Raw genomic sequence first — 15,883 nt, forward strand, 5'->3', positions numbered from 1 at the left:
GGGGACGCGCACGACGTCGGGCGCGGCGTGACGCACGGCCCGCTGCAGCAGCTGGTGCTCCACGCACCGAAGGGCGAGGAGTAGGACACGTCGGGGTAGCACCCGCCCCCCTCCTTGCCACCGATGACGCCCTATATCGGGCAATTCCATACGCTCAGTGACGATGCGGCCGCTTCACCACCGGGTGGAAACTGGACGAATCGCCCGGCAGTTCACCCGAACACCGCACGCTCACCGAGTCGGCGTGCCACCATGAGACCGCGACGACGCGCGTCCCGCGGGGATCGGCCGAGCGGCCGACCATGCCGAGGTGCCACCATGGGCAGCTCGCTCGTGCGCCCGGGACGCCCCCCTCACCACCTTCATCACCACAGGAGCACCACCGTGTCCCAGCCCAAGCTCGCCTCCCGCCTCGGCGCCGAGTTCCTCGGCACCTTCTGGCTCGTCTTCGGCGGTTGCGGCTCCGCGATCTTCGCGGCCCACGTCATGCACAAGTCCGACCCGGTCAACATGGGCATCGCCTTCGCCGGTGTGGCCTTGGCCTTCGGCCTCACCGTCCTCACCATGGCGTATGCCGTGGGCCACGTCTCCGGCGGCCACTTCAACCCGGCCGTCACGCTCGGCCTGACCGCCGCCCGCCGGTTCGACGTCAAGGACGTCCTGCCCTACATCGTCACCCAGTGCCTCGCGGCCTGCGCCGCCGGCGGCGTGCTCTACCTCATTGCCTCCGGCAAGGACGGCTTCGACGCATCCAAGGGCTTCGCCGCCAACGGCTACGGCACCGGCTCCCCCGCCGGCTACTCGATGCTCGCCGTCCTCGTGTGCGAGGTCGTCTGCACCATGTTCTTCCTCTACATCATCCTCGGCGCCACCGACGACCGCGCCCCCGTCGGCTTCGCCCCGATCGCCATCGGCCTCGGCCTGACCCTGATCCACCTCATCTCCATCCCGGTGTCCAACACCTCGGTCAACCCGGCCCGCTCGCTCGGCGTCGCGTTCTACCAGGACGGCGCGCTCGGCCAGCTGTGGCTGTTCTGGGTCGCCCCGATCATCGGTGCGGTCATCGCCGGCCTGACCTACACCGCCATCACCGGCAACGACCGCTCCGGCATCGACCTGCAGGGCGAGCTGGAGGTCGACTCCCGCGGCACCGGCCGCGAGGACGGCGCCACCCGCGCCTGACCTCCACCCGGGACACACCCGGCAGGTACGACGCAGCGCCCGCCGCTGACGGTGACCCCGTCGGCGGCGGGCGCCCCGCATACGGCCCGCGTCGCTCCTGTCTGCTGCGTCACGCCCGGCGCACCAGGAGGTGAGGGTGTCCGAGGTGGCTGATAGGTTCGAGAGGTACCCATCGGACCACCCGCGTGAAGGACGAACTCGTGAGCGCTACTCCCGTCAAGGTCGCCGTGACCGGCGCTGCCGGCCAGATCGGCTACAGCCTCCTCTTCCGCATCGCCAGCGGTGAGCTGCTCGGCAAGGACACCCCCGTCGAGCTGCGCCTGCTGGAGATCACCCCCGCGCTCAAGGCGCTCGAGGGCGTCGTCATGGAGCTCGACGACTGCGCCTTCCCGACCCTGGCCGGCGTCGTCATCGGCGACGACCCCGAGGAGATCTTCGCCGACGTCGACGGCGCGATGCTCGTCGGCGCCATGCCGCGCAAGGAGGGCATGGACCGCGCCGACCTGCTCGCCGCCAACGGCAAGATCTTCACCGGTCAGGGCGCCGCCCTCAACAAGGTCGCCCCCAAGGCCAAGGTCCTCGTGACCGGCAACCCGGCCAACACCAACGCCCTCATCGCGATGCGCAACGCCCCCGACATGGCCCCCGAGCAGTTCAACGCGCTGACCCGCCTGGACCACAACCGCGCCAAGTCGATGCTGGCCAAGAAGCTCGGCGTCAGCGTCGCCGAGATCAAGGACCTGGCGATCTGGGGCAACCACGACGACTCGATGTACCCCGACCTGTTCAACACCAAGGTCAACGGCAAGGCCGCCACCGAGCTGGTCGACCAGACGTGGATCACCGAGGAGTACATCCCGACGGTCGCCACCCGCGGTGGCGCCATCATCAAGGCGCGCGGCGCGTCCTCGGCCGCCTCGGCCGCCAACGCGACGATCGACCACATGCGTGACTGGATGCTGGGCACCGACGAGGTCGTCTCCATGTCGGTCCCGTCCGACGGCTCCTACGGCGTGCCCGAGGGGATCATCTCGTCCTTCCCCTGCCGGGTGCGCGGCGGCAAGTGGGAGATCGTCCAGGGGCTGGAGCTGGGCGACTTCTCGCGCGAGCGGATCATGGCCTCCGCCGCCCGCCTCGAGAGCGAGCGCGACCAGGTCCAGCAGCTCGGCCTCATCTGACCTACCGGGGGTAGGGGCATCGACCGGGCCTCGTTCGCCAGGCTGATGATCCCGCCGGGGGTAGGGGCATCGACCGGGTCTCGTTCCCCAGGCTGATGATCCCGCCGGGGGTAGGGGCATCGACCGGGCCTCGTTCGCCAGGCTGATGTACCTACCAGGGGTAGGTTTTCCCCAGGTTGGCGTGTCATGGCCCGCGTCGTCCACAGGTGACGACGCGGGCCTTCTCGCGCGCCGAGGTGACCATCAGGCTCGGGGGCATGGAACTCTCGCACCCCCTCCCCCCGGATCCCATCTTCTGCACCGCTCAGGCCTATGCACTCGGCTGGTGCCGTCGCACCTTGGCCGAGGCGAAGGCGGCCGGACTGTGCCACAGCGTGCTGCGCGGGTGGTATGCCCACGGACCCCTCCCCGACGCACCGGCAGCGCAGCACCTGGAGACGGTGGCCGCAACCCATCTCGCGTACGAGGGGCGCCTCGTCACCTCGGGCGTGTCCGCGTGTCTCTTCCACGACCTGCCGGTGGACGACCGTGACCTCGACCGCGTCCTGGTCACCCGACGCACCTCCGATGACGGCATCCCTCCGTGCGCGCACGGTACCTCGTCCACCCGGGTCCTGATCCGTGCCAGCTGCCAGCCGGATGACGTCATCCCCGGCGTGCCCGTGCTCAGACCGGCCGCGGCGGTGGTCGAGTACGCCCTGCAGTCCGGGTTGCCGGCGGGGGTCGCCGCCGGAGACGCAGCGTTGCGGTCTGGGGTGGCCAAGACCGCGGACATCACGGCGGCCATCGGGCGTCGGGCCGGCCGGACCGGCATACGACGTGTGTCGATGCTCCCAGGGCTGCTCGACCCGCTCGCTGAGAACGGCGGTGAGAGCAAGGCCCGGCTGGCACTGGTTCAGGTCGGTTTCGACGTGGAGTCCCAGGTGTGGGTCGAGACGCCGACCGGGTGGTACCGGGCCGACTGGCGGGTGCGCGGCACCGACACGCTGATCGAGCTGGACGGCGTGGGGAAGTATCTCGACGAGCACGATCAGCTCGTGACGGCTCGCGTCCGTCGGGACCGCACAAGGGACCGGGCCCTGGAGGCGACCGGCCACGGGGTCGTGCATCTGACGATGGACGACATCAACGCCAGGGATACGCTGCGCCCCCTGGTGGTGCAGCACGCGGGTGATGCCTTGCGGAGGCCCACGCCGGCGCCGCTGTTCGGTCGGACACGACCGAATGGGCAGGAGTGGAGCGCGGCCAGTTGAACGAAGCCCGGTCGATGCCCCCACCCCCGGCGGGATCATCAGCCTCCCGAACGAAGCCCGGTCGATGCCCCCACCCCCGGCCGGATCATCAGCCTGGCGAACGAAGCCCGGCCGATGCCGCTACCCCCGGTAGGTCAGCGGGTGGGGTCCCAGTTGACCGAGTTGGCGCCCACGGCGACCACCGTGGCCAGAGCGAGATACATCAGCACGTCCAGGCCCCGGGACCGTGTGACGAGCCCGCCGGCCGCGGCGTCCGACACCATCAGGCGCAGCACCCCCGCCACGGCGAGCGCCGCCGCGAGCAGGTTGCCCCCCAACCGTGGCGACACCACCGCCACCACGGCCAGCGCCAGGACGCAGCCGAGGCCCAGCACCCACCACAGCGCGAGGCGCCCCGGCCCGACAGACGTCACGCGGACGCAGCTCGCTCAGCCGACTCGACGACGTTGCGGAGCAGCAGCGCGCGGGTCATCGGGCCGACGCCGCCGGGGTTGGGCGTCATCCAGCCCGCGACCTCCATCACGGCGGGGTGGATGTCACCGGCGACCCGTGACTTCCCGTCCTCGCCGGCGACGCGGGACACCCCGACGTCAAAGACCGCGGCCCCGGGCTTGACCATGTCGGGCGTGAGGATGTTGTGCACCCCCGCAGCCGCGACCACGACGTCGGCGCGGCGGGTGTGGGCCGCCAGGTCACGAGTCCCGGTGTGGCACGACGTGACCGTGGCGTTCTCCGAGCGACGGGTGAGGATCAGGCCGAGCGGCCGTCCCACCGTGATGCCGCGGCCGATGATGACGACCTCGGCGCCCTTGAGCGGGATGTCATAGCGGCGGCACAGCTCGACCACGCCCATCGGGGTGCAGGGCAGCGGGGCGGGGATGCCGAGCACGAGGTTGCCGAGGTTGACGGGGTTGAGACCGTCCACATCCTTGGCGGGGTCGACGCGCGCCAGAATCGCGCTGTCGTCGAGGCCGGTGGGCTGCTGCACGAGGAAGCCCGTGCAGGCGGGGTCGGCGTTGAGCTCGTCGATCACGGCCTCCACCTCGGCCTGGGTGGCGCTCGCGGGCAGGTGGCGCTGGATCGAGGCGACGCCGATCTCGGCACAGTCCTTGTGCTTGGCGTTGACGTACCACGTGCTGGCGGGGTCGTCGCCCACCAGCACCGTGCCGAGACCGGGAGTGATGCCGCGCTCGGCCAACGCGCGGACGCGCTCGGCGAGCTCGGTCTTGATCGTCGCGAGGGTGGCCTTGCCATCGAGGATCGTCGCAGTCACGTCGCTCATCTTGCCACCCGGGTCGTCCGTTGCGCCGCCACCCCCGCCCCGACGGCGGCCGCGAGCGTGATGGCCACCCCCGCGAGCAGCTGGGGGCCGACGTGGGAGCGGGCGGCGGGGTCCAGCAGGTCGACCAGCACCGCCGACACGAGCTGACCGGTGAGCGTCATGAGGGTGGCCACGAGCACCCCCAGGTGGTGCACGACGACGGCGCCGATGGCGACATACACGATCCCGATCAGTCCCCCGACGTAGGCCCACCACGGCAGGTCCCAGGTGGCCGGTGCCCGCAGACCACCGCGCGCCAGGAGCAGGCCGGCCCACCCGAGCAGCAGCCCGAGCCCCCAGGTGAAGTTGATGGTCGAGGTGACCACGACGTCGCCGCTGACGCGGTTGACGCGCCCGTTGAGCGCCTGCTGGAGGGCGATCGCAGCACCGGCGAGCACGGTGAGGGCGACAGGCAGCAGAGGTATGCCGTCCACCCCACCGCTCCCGGACCGGGCCGAGGCGGCCACCCCGACCCCCACGAAGGTCGTCAGGCCGGCCAGGACCCGGCCGCGGGTCACCGGCACGTGGCCCGCGGGGCCGATGCCGAGCCGGTCGACGAGCAGGGCATTGCTCGTCTGGCCGCCGACGATGGCGATGGTGAACAGGGCGACGCCGAGGACGGGCACGGCCGTCGTCTGCACGGCGACGAAGAAGCCGCCGCTGAGGCCACCGAGCGTCTGCCACCAGGGCAGGCGGCCGGTCCCGACGGCGCCGGCAACCTCTCTCAGCGCCCGACGCGGCCCGGGGAGCAGCAGCACCGCGGCCAGCAGCACCACCCACCCGGAGCCGAAGCTCCACAACGACGCATCCACAGGGCTGGCGAAGGCGTGGGCCAGCGTCCCGTTCGCCCGGGACTGCAGCGACGACAGCCCACCGGCCAGGAGCGCGGCCGCCGCCGACAGGGCGACGACGGTCCGCGGGTCAGTGGGCAAAGTGCCGCGTGCCCGTGAAGTAGAGCGACACCCCGGCCTGTCGGCAGGCCTCGATCGTCTCCGCGTCGCGCATCGACCCGCCCGGCGCCACGATGGCGCGGACGCCGGCATCGATCAGGATCTGCGGCCCGTCGGCAAAGGGGAAGAAGGCGTCCGACGCCGCGACCGCACCGCGCGCCCGCTCCTCCCCCGCCCGCTCGACCGCGAGGCGGCAGGAGTCGACGCGGTTGACCTGCCCCATGCCGATGCCGACGGAGGCCCCGTCGCGCGCCAGCAGAATGGCGTTGGACTTGGTGGCGCGCACTGCCTTCCACGCGAAGTCGAGGTCCACGAGGGTCCGGTCGTCGACGGACTCCCCGGCGACGAGGGTCCAGTGCAGCGGTGCATCCCCGTGCCCGGCGGTCTCCTTGTCGTCCTCGCTCGGCTCGATCACGGCGTCGATCCGGTCGGCCTCCTGGACGAGCAGGCCCCCGGAGATCGGGCGCAGCTCGAGGGCGGAGGCGCCCGAGCGGACGTCGGCAGGCAGGCGCAGCAGTCGGATGTTCTTCTTGGCGGTGAGGATCTCCAGTGCGCCGGGCTCGAAGTCGGGCGCCGCCACGACCTCGGTGAAGATGTCCTTGACCGCCTCGGCCATCGCGACGGTGACCGGGCGGTTGGTGGCGATCACGCCGCCGAAGGCCGACAGGGGGTCGCACTCGTGGGCGCGCCGGTGCACGTCGGCGATCTCCTCCCCGGGCGAGCCCGCCGCGATCCCGCAGGGGTTGGCGTGCTTGATGATCGCCACGGTCGGCCGGTCGCCGTGGTCGTGCGCGGCCCGCACGGCGGCGTCCGTGTCGACGTAGTTGTTGTAGGACATCTCCTTGCCGTGCAGCTGCTCGGCGCAGGCCACGCCAGGCCCGTCCCCGCGGTAGAGGGCGGCGCGCTGGTGGGGGTTCTCGCCATACCGCAGGTCGGAGACCTTGGACCAGGTCGCGCCCGCGAACTCGGGGAAGGTCTGGGCGTCGCCGACGTAGGACGAGACCAGCCACGACGCGACGGCCACGTCGTAGGCCGCGGTGTGGGCAAAAGCTCTGGCGGCCAAGGACTTCCGCTGCTCAAGGGTGAAACCGCCGGCATCGACCGCGGCCAGGGCCGAGGCGTAGTCGTCCGGCGAGGTGATGACGGCCACGCTGGGGTGGTTCTTGGCGGCGGCGCGCACCATGGACGGCCCGCCGATGTCGATCTGCTCGATGCACTCGTCGGGGCTCGCGCCCGACGAGACGGTCGCGGTGAAGGGGTAGAGGTTGACGACGACCAGCTCGAAGGGCGCGACCTCGAGCTCCTCGAGCTGGCGCAGGTGGTCGGGCTTGCGGGTGTCGGCGAGGATCCCGGCGTGGACGCGCGGGTGCAGCGTCTTGACGCGCCCCTCGAGGCACTCGGGGAACCCGGTGAGCTCCTCGACGCGGGTCACCGGCAGGCCGAGGCCGTCGATGAGGGCGGCCGAGCCGCCGGTCGAGACGAGCTCGACGCCGGCGTCGTGCAGGCCGCGGACGAGGGCCTCCAGGCCGGTCTTGTCGTAGACGGAGACGAGCGCGCGGCGGATCGGCCGACGCCCCTGCCCGGTCTCGGAAGCAGCGGTGGGGTCGGTAGCAGTCATCAGGTCACTCCTGCGGCGGTGCGGCTGGATCGGCGCGGGCACCCAGGCGGGCGATGCCCACGAACGTCACTCCCCGGTGGTGGTCCACCTGCGCCAGTCGTGTGCCTCCAACCCTACCGGGGGTAAGGGCATCAGCCGGCCTTCGTCCCCCAGGTCGATGATCCCGCCGGGGGTAGGGGCATCAGCCGGGGTTAGTTCGCCAGGCTGATGATCCCGCCGGGGGTAAGGGCATCAGCCGGCCTTCGTCCCCCAGGTCGATGATCCCGCCGGGGGCGGGTCTTTGAGCCGTATGCCGCAGCGCCCGCCGTCTCAGCCGCCGAGGCGCACGCGGCGGCCGTCGATGCGGTGGCCGTGGCGCGCCATACGGCCGACCACGTCGACGAGCATCTCCCGCTCTTGGACCTTGATCCGCTCGTGGAGGGACTCCTCGGTGTCGTCGTCCTCGACCACGACCGCCCGCTGCGTGATGATCGGCCCGGTGTCGACACCGGCATCGACGACGTGGCAGGTCGTCCCGGTCACCGCCACCCCATGGGCGAGCGCGTCTCGCACGCCGTGCGCCCCCGGGAAGCTGGGCAGCAGCGCGGGGTGGGTGTTGATCACGGTGGGCCCGGCGAGGGCGCGCGGTCCAAGGATCCGCATGAAGCCTGCGCTGACCACGAATCGCGGCTCGTGACGGGCGATCTCGGCGGCCAAGGCCTCGTCCCAGGCAGCCCGGTCACGGTGGTCGCGGGGCCGCACGACAAAGGTCGGGATGCCCGACCGCTCGGCGCGCTCCTGGCCCGCGGTCCCGTCGCGGTCCACCCCCACCGCGGAGATCCGCACGCCGTAGCCAGGGTCCACGCTCGCGTCGATCAGCGCCTGGAGGAGGGTGCCCGAGCCGGACACGAGCACGACGATCGGCACGGGACGGGGCGAGTCGCTCACAGCCAGCACCCTAGTGGCATGGGGGATGATGGGACGCGTGCCTGCCGACCGAGCTCCCCGCCCCCGCCCGTCCGACGACGAGCGGCGTCCGGCCGACGACGAGCGGCGTCCGGCCGGAGACGGGCGGCGACCCACACCGCCCGGCGCGACCGACGGCATGCGGGCGGCGCTCGGGATCGTGGTGACCGTGCCCCTGCTGTCGCTGCAGCATCCCTGGTCGCTTGTGGCGGTCGCGACGAGCCTGGCGGCGATGTGGTTCGCGGGGCGGGCGGTGGCGCAGCAGGTGCGGGCGAAGCGGTACGGCTGGGCGTCGTGGCAGCTCGTGGGGGTGACGCTGGGAGGCTACCTGCTCTTCACGGCTGGGGTGCAGTCGGTCTATCCGACGCAGATGTCCACGTGGTCGACGTGCACCGCTGGAGCCAACACGAGGACGGCCCAGGCGCAGTGCGATGCCCGCCTCGACGAGACGGTCCCGGCCTGGCTGTCCAGCACCCTCGGTTTGTGAGGGCCCGGCACCAGCCTGGCGAACGAAGCCCGGTCGATGCCCCTACCCCCGGCGGGATCATCAGCCTGGGAAACGAAGCCCGGCCGATGCCCCTACCCCCGGCCGGATCATCAGCCTGGGGGACGAAGCCCGGCTGATGCCCCTACCCCCGGCCGGATCATCAGCCTGGGAGACGAAGCCCGGTCGATGCCCCTACCCCCGGCGGGATCATCAGCCTGGGGGACGAAGCCCGGTCGATGCCCCTGCCCCCGGTAGGTCAGCGGTGGTAGCGGCGCCAGGTCAGCAGCATCGCCAGGAGCGCCCCCACCGCCAGCTCGCCGGCCAGCGCCAGCGTCGCCCACCACGCGTGCGGACCCACCGACACCAGCGCCCGAGACCCCAACGAGCCGCTGGACAGCAGCATCACCACCAGCGATCCCAGCACCATCACCAGCCAGGCGGTGGCCGCGGCCAGGGCCTTGGCTCCCAGCGTGGACAGCGTCGCCAGCCGCCCGATGGCCCGGTGCGCCACGACGGCGCCCACGACCATGGGCAGCAGCCCCGCGAGACGCGCCCACCAGGGCAACGCGCCGTTGTCCGGCAGGGAGCCGAGCGCCGGCACCATCGGGAGCAGGCCCGACTGCGCCTGCGACCACGTGTAGGCCGATCCCAGCCCCAGCGAGAACCCCGGCCCCGCCAGCCAGGACAGCCCCCAGGCCGCCGCGTCCGGCAGCCAGCCCAGCTGGACGACGGCGAGCAGGACATTGCCCAGGGCTCCGGCGTCCAGCGACGAGGTCAGGTCGCGGACCCGCCCGAGGTGCGTCACGAGCCCCAGCACCACCGGCACCAGACCGGCGAGCAGCAGCAGCCCCACGCCACGCAAGCCCTCCCCGAGGGCGCGGCGCACGGGCCCCGGCACGAGTCCGACCACCTGGTCGTGCCAGCCCGGCGCGGCGGTCGGCCGGGCCCACGCGTGCCGCAGCCCGATCACGACGCCGAGCAGCGGCACGACGACGACACCCAGCGCCGTCGACGGCCAGGACGGCCGGACCGGCAGGCTGGAGGCGTGCAGGGCCACGAGCAGCCCGAGGACGGCATACGACCCCACGAACACCCCCGTCAGGCGAGCCACCCCCGAACGCATCCCGCCCAGCCAGCCGAGCCGAGGCGAACGGTCGTCCTCGACGGGCCCGGAGAGCGTGCGGGCGGCGACCGCAGCGGACGCGACGGCGAGCCCCGTGAGCAGCAGCGGCGTCAGGGACAGCACGACCCCGGCCTGACGCACCGAGGCACCGTGGCCCGCCACCCAGGCCAGCGACCCCACCGCCACCGCCGCGTCCCACCCCGCGGTGGCGCCCGCGGACCCCGCCCACGCGACGACCGAGAGGAGCACGAGCGGCAGCCAGCTCGTCACGACGGCGACGACGGCGGCGCGCACGGCCCGGGTGGCGGGGACGGCGGCGGGGCGGAGGCGGGGCGAGTCAGTCATGGGTGCCCTCATCGTCCCTCACCAGGGCCGGGTGGTCCGACCCGGCTCGCCGGTCCGGCCCCACCCTGGTCCCGGGCCGAGCGGGCAGATCCTGCCGTATGCCGAGAGCCGGCCACCCCGAGGGTGACCGGCTCTCGCCGCGACCGGTAAAGGTCAGAGGGACTTCATGATCTCGCGCATGAGCTCGGCGGTCTCCGACGGCGTCTTGCCGACCTTGACCCCGGCAGCCTCGAGGGCCTCCTTCTTGGCGGCGGCGGTGCCGGCACCGCCGGACACGATGGCGCCGGCGTGGCCCATCGTCTTGCCCTCGGGAGCGGTGAAGCCCGCGACATAGCCCACGACGGGCTTGGTGACGTTGTCCCGGATGAACGCCGCCGCGCGCTCCTCGGCGTCGCCGCCGATCTCGCCGATCATGACGATCGCCTTGGTCTCCGGGTCCTTCTCGAAGGCCTCGAGGCAGTCGATGTGGGTGGTGCCGATGACCGGGTCGCCACCGATGCCGACGGCCGTAGTGAAGCCGAAGTCCCGCAGCTCGTACATCATCTGGTAGGTGAGGGTGCCCGACTTGGACACGAGGCCGATCTGGCCGGCCCCCGCGATGTCCGCCGGGATGATGCCGGCGTTGGACTGCCCGGGGCTGATGATGCCGGGGCAGTTGGGGCCGATGATGCGCGTCGTGCCCTTGTCCTTGGCGTAGTTGAAGAACTCGGCGGAATCCTTGACCGCGATGCCCTCGGTGATGACCACCAGCAGCGGCATGCCCGCGTCGACGGCCTCGACGACGGCGGACTTGGTGAAGGCCGGCGGCACGAAGACGACCGAGACGTTGGCGCCGGTCGCGTCCATCGCCTCCTTGACGGAGCCGAAGACGGGGACCTGCTTGCCCTCCGGGAAGTCGACCGTCTGGCCGGCCTTCTTGGGGTTGACGCCACCGACGATGTCGGTGCCCGAGGCGAGCATGCGCGTGGTGTGCTTCATGCCCTCGGAGCCGGTCATGCCCTGGACGATGACCTTGGAGTCGGCGTTGAGGAAGATAGCCATTGGTTGTGTAGTCCTGTCTCTCTCGCTCGAACGCTTACTTGGCGGCCAGCTCGGCGGCCTTGCGGGCGGCGCCGTCCATGGTCTCCTCGACGGTGACCAGCGGGTGGTTGAACTCCTCGAGGATCCGGCGACCCTCGACGACGTTGTTGCCGTCCAGCCGGACGACCAGCGGCTTGGTGGCCTGGTCGCCCAGGGTCTTGAGCGCGCCGACGATGCCGTTGGCGACCGCGTCGCACGCGGTGATGCCGCCGAAGACGTTAACGAAGACGGCCCTGACCTGCTCGTCGCCGAGGATGACGTCCAGGCCGTTGGCCATGACCTCGGCGGACGCGCCGCCACCGATGTCGAGGAAGTTGGCGGGCTTGCTCGCCCCGCCGGTGTGGTCCTGGCCGGCGTAGGCGACGACGTCCAGGGTGCTCATCACGAGCCCGGCGCCGTTGCCGATGATGCCGACGTTGCCGTCGAGCTTGACGTAGTTGAGGTGCATCGCCTTGGCCTTGGCCTCCAGCGGGTCCTCGGTCCGCTCGTCGACCAGCGCCTTGTGGTCGGGCTGGCGGAAGGACGCGTTGTCGTCGAGAGTGACCTTGCCGTCGAGAGCGACGACCTCACCGTCCTCGGTCTTGACGAGGGGGTTGACCTCGACCAGCGTCGCGTCCTCCTCGCGGTACACGTCCCACAGCTTCTGCAGGACGGGGGCGATCGAGGCGCCCGTCTGCGCGTCGAAGCCGGCGGCGTCGACGATCTCCTTGGCCTTGGCCTCGTCGATGCCCACCTGCGGGTCGACGGCGATGCGGGCCAGGGCCTCGGGGCGCTCGACGGCGAGCTGCTCGATCTCCATCCCGCCCTCCTTGCTGCACATCGCGAGGTAGGTGCGGTTGGCGCGGTCCAGGAGCAGCGAGAAGTAGTACTCCTCGGCGATCTTGGCGCCCTGGGCGATCATGACGGTGTGGACGGTGTGGCCCTTGATGTCCATGCCGAGGATCTGCTGGGCGTGCTGCTCGGCCTCGTCGGCCGACCTGGCGACCTTGACGCCACCGGCCTTGCCGCGACCTCCGGTCTTGACCTGGGCCTTGACGACGGTGACCCCGCCGCTCCTGGCCCCGATCTCCTCTGCGGCGGCCCGAGCCTGCTCGGGGGTCTCGGCGGTCTTGCCCGCCAGGACCGGCACGCCGTGCTTCTCGAACATGTCGCGTGCCTGGTACTCGAAAAGATCCACGCTCATCCGTCCTTGGGTTAGGTGGTCAAGTGTCCTCGCGAGGATAACGCGGTTCGGACGACCCGGCCCACGCCAGCCATCCCCCTGGGACCGATGCCACACCCGACCACGGTCGAGGCCGTATGCCGGGAGGGGTCTCGGCATACGGCCTCGGTGTCACGCGGGGTGACGGTGACTCAGGGGGTCACTGCACGGCGATGTCGTCGAAGACGAAGCTCGTCTGGGCCGAGGAGTCCTCGGTGGCGGTGAGCTTGAGGGTGACCGTCTGCCCGGCGTAGCCGGACAGGTCGACGGCCTTCTGGACGTAGCCGCTGGTCTTGGTGAGGTTGCTGTAGGACGCGACCGTGGTGCCGTTGACGGTGACGGTGGCCTTGTCGTAGGCGGTGGCGGTGGAGGTCTCGGCGGTGTCCACGGCGACCCAGAAGGTGAGCTTGCCGTTGCTGGGCACGGTGACGCTCTGCTGCTCGTACTCGGTGGCCGTGGTGCCGTTGCCGCCGAGCCAGAGCTTCCAGCTGCCGGAGTGGGCGGCGCGGCCGGCGTTGGCGGTGATGGGGCCGCTGGTGCCGGTCCAGCCGGTCTGGCCGGACTCGAAGCCGCCGTTGACGACCGCGTTGCTGCCCGGGGTGGGCGTCGGGGTCGGCGTGGGCGTCGGGGTCGGCGTGGGCGTCGGGCTCGTGCTGGAGCACTTGGCCGCGCCCGCGGGCACGCTGATGGCGCTGAAGGCCTTCTCCACCGACGCGCAGGCCTGGCTGGAGGCGCCATACAGCTCGATCGCGGACTGGATGGCACCCTCACGGGCCGCCGTATAGCGCGACGAGGACGTCAGCTTGGTGGACAGCGTGCGGTACCAGATCTTTTCGATCTTGTCGTGGCCGGCGCCGGTGACCGTCGAGCTGTTGCAGGTCGGGCTGCTGTAGGTGCGGCCGTTGATGGTCTTGCTGCCCGAGCCCTCAGAGGCCAGGTAGTACCAGTGGTTGAGCGGGCCCGACGTGAAGTGGGGGTTGCCGGCTCCCTGGTCGTCCCAGCCGTTCATGTCCGGGGTCCAGCAGTCGTAGCTGCGGCCGTCCTTGGAGGGCTTGTCCATGTAGCGCAGCGGCGTCCCGTTGCCGTTGAGGTCGATCTCCTCGCCCATGTAGTAGTCCGGGACGTCCGTGGAGAGATTCGCGTACCACTCCACCCCGGCCCCGAGGATGTCGGAGGTGGCCTCGTTGAGACCGCCCGCGTCGCCGTAGTAGACGAGTCCGGCGGTGTTCTGCGTGACGCCGTGCGACATCTCGTGGCCCGCGACGTCCAGCTCGGTCAGCGGGTGGGCGTTGCCCGCCCCGTCGCCGTAGGTCATCTGGGTGCCGTCCCAGAAGGCGTTCTCGTAGTTGGTGTCGTAGTGCACGCGCGAGCGGGCGCCGCGGCCGTCGTTCCAGATCCCGTTGCGGCCCATGACGGTCTTGTAGTAGTCGAAGGTCTTGTCCGCGCCGAACTGGGCGTCGACGCCGGCGCTCTGACGGTTGCTGTTCGAGCCCGTGCCCCAGCGGTCGTCGGCGTCGGTCATGGTGGCGCCGCTGGACGTCGTGTTGTTGGCGTCCGTCGTGTAGTTGCCTGTCGAGGGGTTGCGCAGCGAGTAGGTGCCGCCGGAGTAGGTCGTGCTCAGCGGCACGCTGCCGACGTAGATGCCGGTGCCCGAGCCCTGGTGGACCTCGTCGAAGGACCGCAGGGCGACGCCGGAGTCCGCGTCGACGAGGGTGCGGACGCGCGAGGGGGTGCGGTCCTTCTGCAGGCCCGTGGTGCGGACCTGGTAGGCCAGGCGCTGGGTCCCGTCCTGGGCGATGTAGATCACCAGGTCGTTGCCGGCGACGGCCGCACCGTCCAAGCCCTTGCGCGCCTTGTGCGCCTTGGCGGCGGCGAGGCCCTTGGCCTGGCCCTGCGCCTTGGAGACGCTCGGGGCGAGGTCGACCGTGATGGCGCCGGTGAAGGTGCCGTCGTGACCCGTGACCCTGCCGGACGCGTCGCGGTGGATGACCAGGTCGCCTCCGACGACCGGCACCTTCTTGTAGGTCCGGTCCACGCGGACGTGCGAGCTGCCGTCGGCGTCCGTGATGACGTCCTTGACGACGAAAGCGTCGTCGGAGGACAGGCCGAGGGCCTTGACGAAGGCGTCGGACTGCGCCTGCGCGGCCTTGACCAGACCGGCGTGGGCGTCGGCGGCCACGAAGGCCGTGGCCTTCTCGGCGCCGCCGTGGTCAGCGGCCTGGGCGCCCGTGACGACCAGGGGCGTGGCAGCCGTGGCGCACGCGAGGGCGAACGCAGCACCGATGGTGATTCGCTTCATGAGATGGCTCCTGCGGGTACGCGGCGACGCCGAGCAGAGCGCCGCCGGAGGGGACCGGCCGTGGGGGACGCGAGCCGTCCTGATGGACCCGCCGACCGGTGCAGGGAATCTCACACACCGCTCGTTCGGGTGTAAACAACCGTGCGTCAAGTTCCGCCGAAAGGGTGGCCATTTACCCCATTTGTGGGGAATATCGCGGGAAAGTGTGACATGGCGTTACATGCAGCCAGGTGTCTTACAGACAAGTGTCAGCATTTAGGTCCGGGGTACGCGCCGGCCTGACGGGCGCCGTCCGGGCACGAGGAAGGGGCACCCTGCCGGTGCGGCGAGGGTGCCCCTGGGGGACGGCGGACGGCGGCGCCGGGTCAGTGAGCCTCGACGTTGGAGGTGACCCAGTCGACGATCTCCGTGGTGGTGGCGCCGGGGGTGAAGACGTGGGCCACGCCCATGTCCTTGAGCGGCTGGATGTCGTCCTCGGGGATGATGCCGCCGCCGAAGACCACGATATCGGACGCCTCCTTGGCCTGGAGGAGCTCGAGGACCTTCTTGAACAGGGTCATGTGGGCGCCGGACAGGACGGACAGGCCGACCCCGTCGGCGTCCTCCTGGATCGCCGCCTCGACGATCTGCTCGGGGGTCTGGTGCAGGCCGGTGTAGACGACCTCCATGCCGGCATCACGCAAGGCGCGAGCCACCACCTTTGCACCACGGTCGTGGCCGTCAAGACCCGGCTTGGCCACAAGGATTCGCAACCTGGACTCGCTCATGCCGCCAGCGTAGCCCAGGGCACCTCGGTCGGCAGCGGCAGGGTGACGCCCCCCCACGTGAGCTCCCTGGACGCCGATCTGCGCAGGTCAGACGCACCGCTTCACCCGTACGCCCACGTTGCATAACGAATTCG

Annotated in this window: 14 protein-coding genes and 1 riboswitch; of the genes, 4 read left to right on the top strand and 10 right to left on the bottom strand. The window is 71.2% G+C overall.

Translation table 11 applies throughout. The annotated features are described in order from the left end of the window. Nucleotides 1-384 precede the first annotated feature (384 nt). The 3 genes from aqpZ (at nucleotide 385) to GGG17_RS07905 (ending at nucleotide 3,613) form a co-directional block, all read left to right on the top strand. A complete protein-coding gene (aqpZ, locus tag GGG17_RS07895; RefSeq protein ID WP_311966514.1) occupies nucleotides 385-1,182 on the top strand; it encodes an aquaporin Z in 798 nt (265 codons plus the stop codon). A 200-nt stretch (nucleotides 1,183-1,382) separates the two neighbouring features. Further along, nucleotides 1,383-2,360 (top strand): malate dehydrogenase, encoded by a 978-nt coding sequence (locus GGG17_RS07900; protein ID WP_311966515.1) that lies wholly within the window; start codon nucleotides 1,383-1,385, stop codon nucleotides 2,358-2,360. A gap of 257 nt (nucleotides 2,361-2,617) precedes the next feature. Next, nucleotides 2,618-3,613 (top strand): hypothetical protein, encoded by a 996-nt coding sequence (locus GGG17_RS07905; protein ID WP_154593194.1) that lies wholly within the window; start codon nucleotides 2,618-2,620, stop codon nucleotides 3,611-3,613. Between the two features lie 134 nt (nucleotides 3,614-3,747). On the opposite strand, the gene GGG17_RS07910 is transcribed toward GGG17_RS07905, so the two are convergent. From GGG17_RS07910 to purN, 5 genes are all read right to left on the bottom strand, one after another. Continuing rightward, a complete protein-coding gene (locus tag GGG17_RS07910) occupies nucleotides 3,748-4,026 on the bottom strand; it encodes a DUF3017 domain-containing protein (protein ID WP_154593195.1) in 279 nt (92 codons plus the stop codon). Next, nucleotides 4,023-4,886, bottom strand: a complete 864-nt coding sequence (locus GGG17_RS07915) for a bifunctional methylenetetrahydrofolate dehydrogenase/methenyltetrahydrofolate cyclohydrolase (RefSeq protein ID WP_311966516.1) — start codon at nucleotides 4,884-4,886, stop codon at nucleotides 4,023-4,025. Before GGG17_RS07915 ends, GGG17_RS07910 begins: the two co-directional genes overlap by 4 nt. 5 nt (nucleotides 4,887-4,891) lie before the next feature. Beyond that, entirely contained in the window at nucleotides 4,892-5,866 is a 975-nt protein-coding gene (locus GGG17_RS07920; protein ID WP_195849167.1) for a DMT family transporter, read from the bottom strand. Next, nucleotides 5,856-7,502: a bifunctional phosphoribosylaminoimidazolecarboxamide formyltransferase/IMP cyclohydrolase gene (gene purH, locus GGG17_RS07925; protein ID WP_154593198.1), complete on the bottom strand. Its 1,647-nt coding sequence runs from the start codon at nucleotides 7,500-7,502 to the stop codon at nucleotides 5,856-5,858. The genes GGG17_RS07920 and purH overlap by 11 nt, the downstream gene beginning before the upstream one ends. A 33-nt stretch (nucleotides 7,503-7,535) precedes the next feature. After that, nucleotides 7,536-7,613, bottom strand: a riboswitch (ZMP/ZTP riboswitch). A 198-nt stretch (nucleotides 7,614-7,811) separates the two neighbouring features. Further along, nucleotides 7,812-8,429 carry a phosphoribosylglycinamide formyltransferase gene (gene purN / locus GGG17_RS07930; RefSeq protein ID WP_311966517.1) on the bottom strand — a complete coding sequence of 206 codons (618 nt, stop codon included), beginning with the start codon at nucleotides 8,427-8,429 and terminating at the stop codon, nucleotides 7,812-7,814. A 37-nt stretch (nucleotides 8,430-8,466) separates the two neighbouring features. Between purN and GGG17_RS07935 the strand changes: the two genes are divergently transcribed. After that, on the top strand, nucleotides 8,467-8,934 hold the full coding sequence (locus GGG17_RS07935; RefSeq protein ID WP_230082810.1) for a hypothetical protein: 468 nt from the start codon (nucleotides 8,467-8,469) through the stop codon (nucleotides 8,932-8,934). 256 nt (nucleotides 8,935-9,190) lie between these two features. Here the strand turns inward: GGG17_RS07935 and GGG17_RS07940 are convergent, their stop codons facing one another. From GGG17_RS07940 to icmB, 5 genes are all read right to left on the bottom strand, one after another. Beyond that, on the bottom strand, nucleotides 9,191-10,402 hold the full coding sequence (locus GGG17_RS07940; protein ID WP_154593201.1) for a cell division protein PerM: 1,212 nt from the start codon (nucleotides 10,400-10,402) through the stop codon (nucleotides 9,191-9,193). 153 nt (nucleotides 10,403-10,555) lie between these two features. Next, complete coding sequence (sucD, locus tag GGG17_RS07945; RefSeq protein WP_154593202.1) at nucleotides 10,556-11,443, bottom strand: succinate--CoA ligase subunit alpha; 888 nt, start codon at nucleotides 11,441-11,443, stop codon at nucleotides 10,556-10,558. 34 nt (nucleotides 11,444-11,477) lie between these two features. Continuing rightward, on the bottom strand, nucleotides 11,478-12,659 hold the full coding sequence (gene sucC, locus GGG17_RS07950; RefSeq protein WP_311966518.1) for an ADP-forming succinate--CoA ligase subunit beta: 1,182 nt from the start codon (nucleotides 12,657-12,659) through the stop codon (nucleotides 11,478-11,480). 184 nt (nucleotides 12,660-12,843) lie between these two features. Further along, nucleotides 12,844-14,982 (bottom strand): M4 family metallopeptidase, encoded by a 2,139-nt coding sequence (locus GGG17_RS07955; protein ID WP_154593204.1) that lies wholly within the window; start codon nucleotides 14,980-14,982, stop codon nucleotides 12,844-12,846. Between the two features lie 365 nt (nucleotides 14,983-15,347). Beyond that, nucleotides 15,348-15,749 (bottom strand): coenzyme B12-dependent isobutyryl CoA mutase small subunit, encoded by a 402-nt coding sequence (gene icmB / locus GGG17_RS07960; RefSeq protein WP_154593205.1) that lies wholly within the window; start codon nucleotides 15,747-15,749, stop codon nucleotides 15,348-15,350. Nucleotides 15,750-15,883: the final 134 nt, after the last annotated feature.

It is taken from the genome of Arsenicicoccus cauae (genome assembly GCF_009707125.1).
Classification (GTDB): domain Bacteria; phylum Actinomycetota; class Actinomycetes; order Actinomycetales; family Dermatophilaceae; genus Arsenicicoccus; species Arsenicicoccus cauae.

What these genes read in the sequence shown, in the direction of transcription:
- icmB (WP_154593205.1), bottom strand. Translation starts at nt 15,749, where the DNA reads ATGAGCGAGTCCAGGTTGCGAATCCTTGTGGCCAAGCCGGGTCTTGAC.
- GGG17_RS07905 (WP_154593194.1), top strand. Translation starts at nt 2,618, where the DNA reads ATGGAACTCTCGCACCCCCTCCCCCCGGATCCCATCTTCTGCACCGCT.
- purH (WP_154593198.1), bottom strand. Translation starts at nt 7,502, where the DNA reads ATGACTGCTACCGACCCCACCGCTGCTTCCGAGACCGGGCAGGGGCGT.
- GGG17_RS07955 (WP_154593204.1), bottom strand. Translation starts at nt 14,982, where the DNA reads ATGAAGCGAATCACCATCGGTGCTGCGTTCGCCCTCGCGTGCGCCACG.
- sucD (WP_154593202.1), bottom strand. Translation starts at nt 11,443, where the DNA reads ATGGCTATCTTCCTCAACGCCGACTCCAAGGTCATCGTCCAGGGCATG.
- GGG17_RS07940 (WP_154593201.1), bottom strand. Translation starts at nt 10,402, where the DNA reads ATGACTGACTCGCCCCGCCTCCGCCCCGCCGCCGTCCCCGCCACCCGG.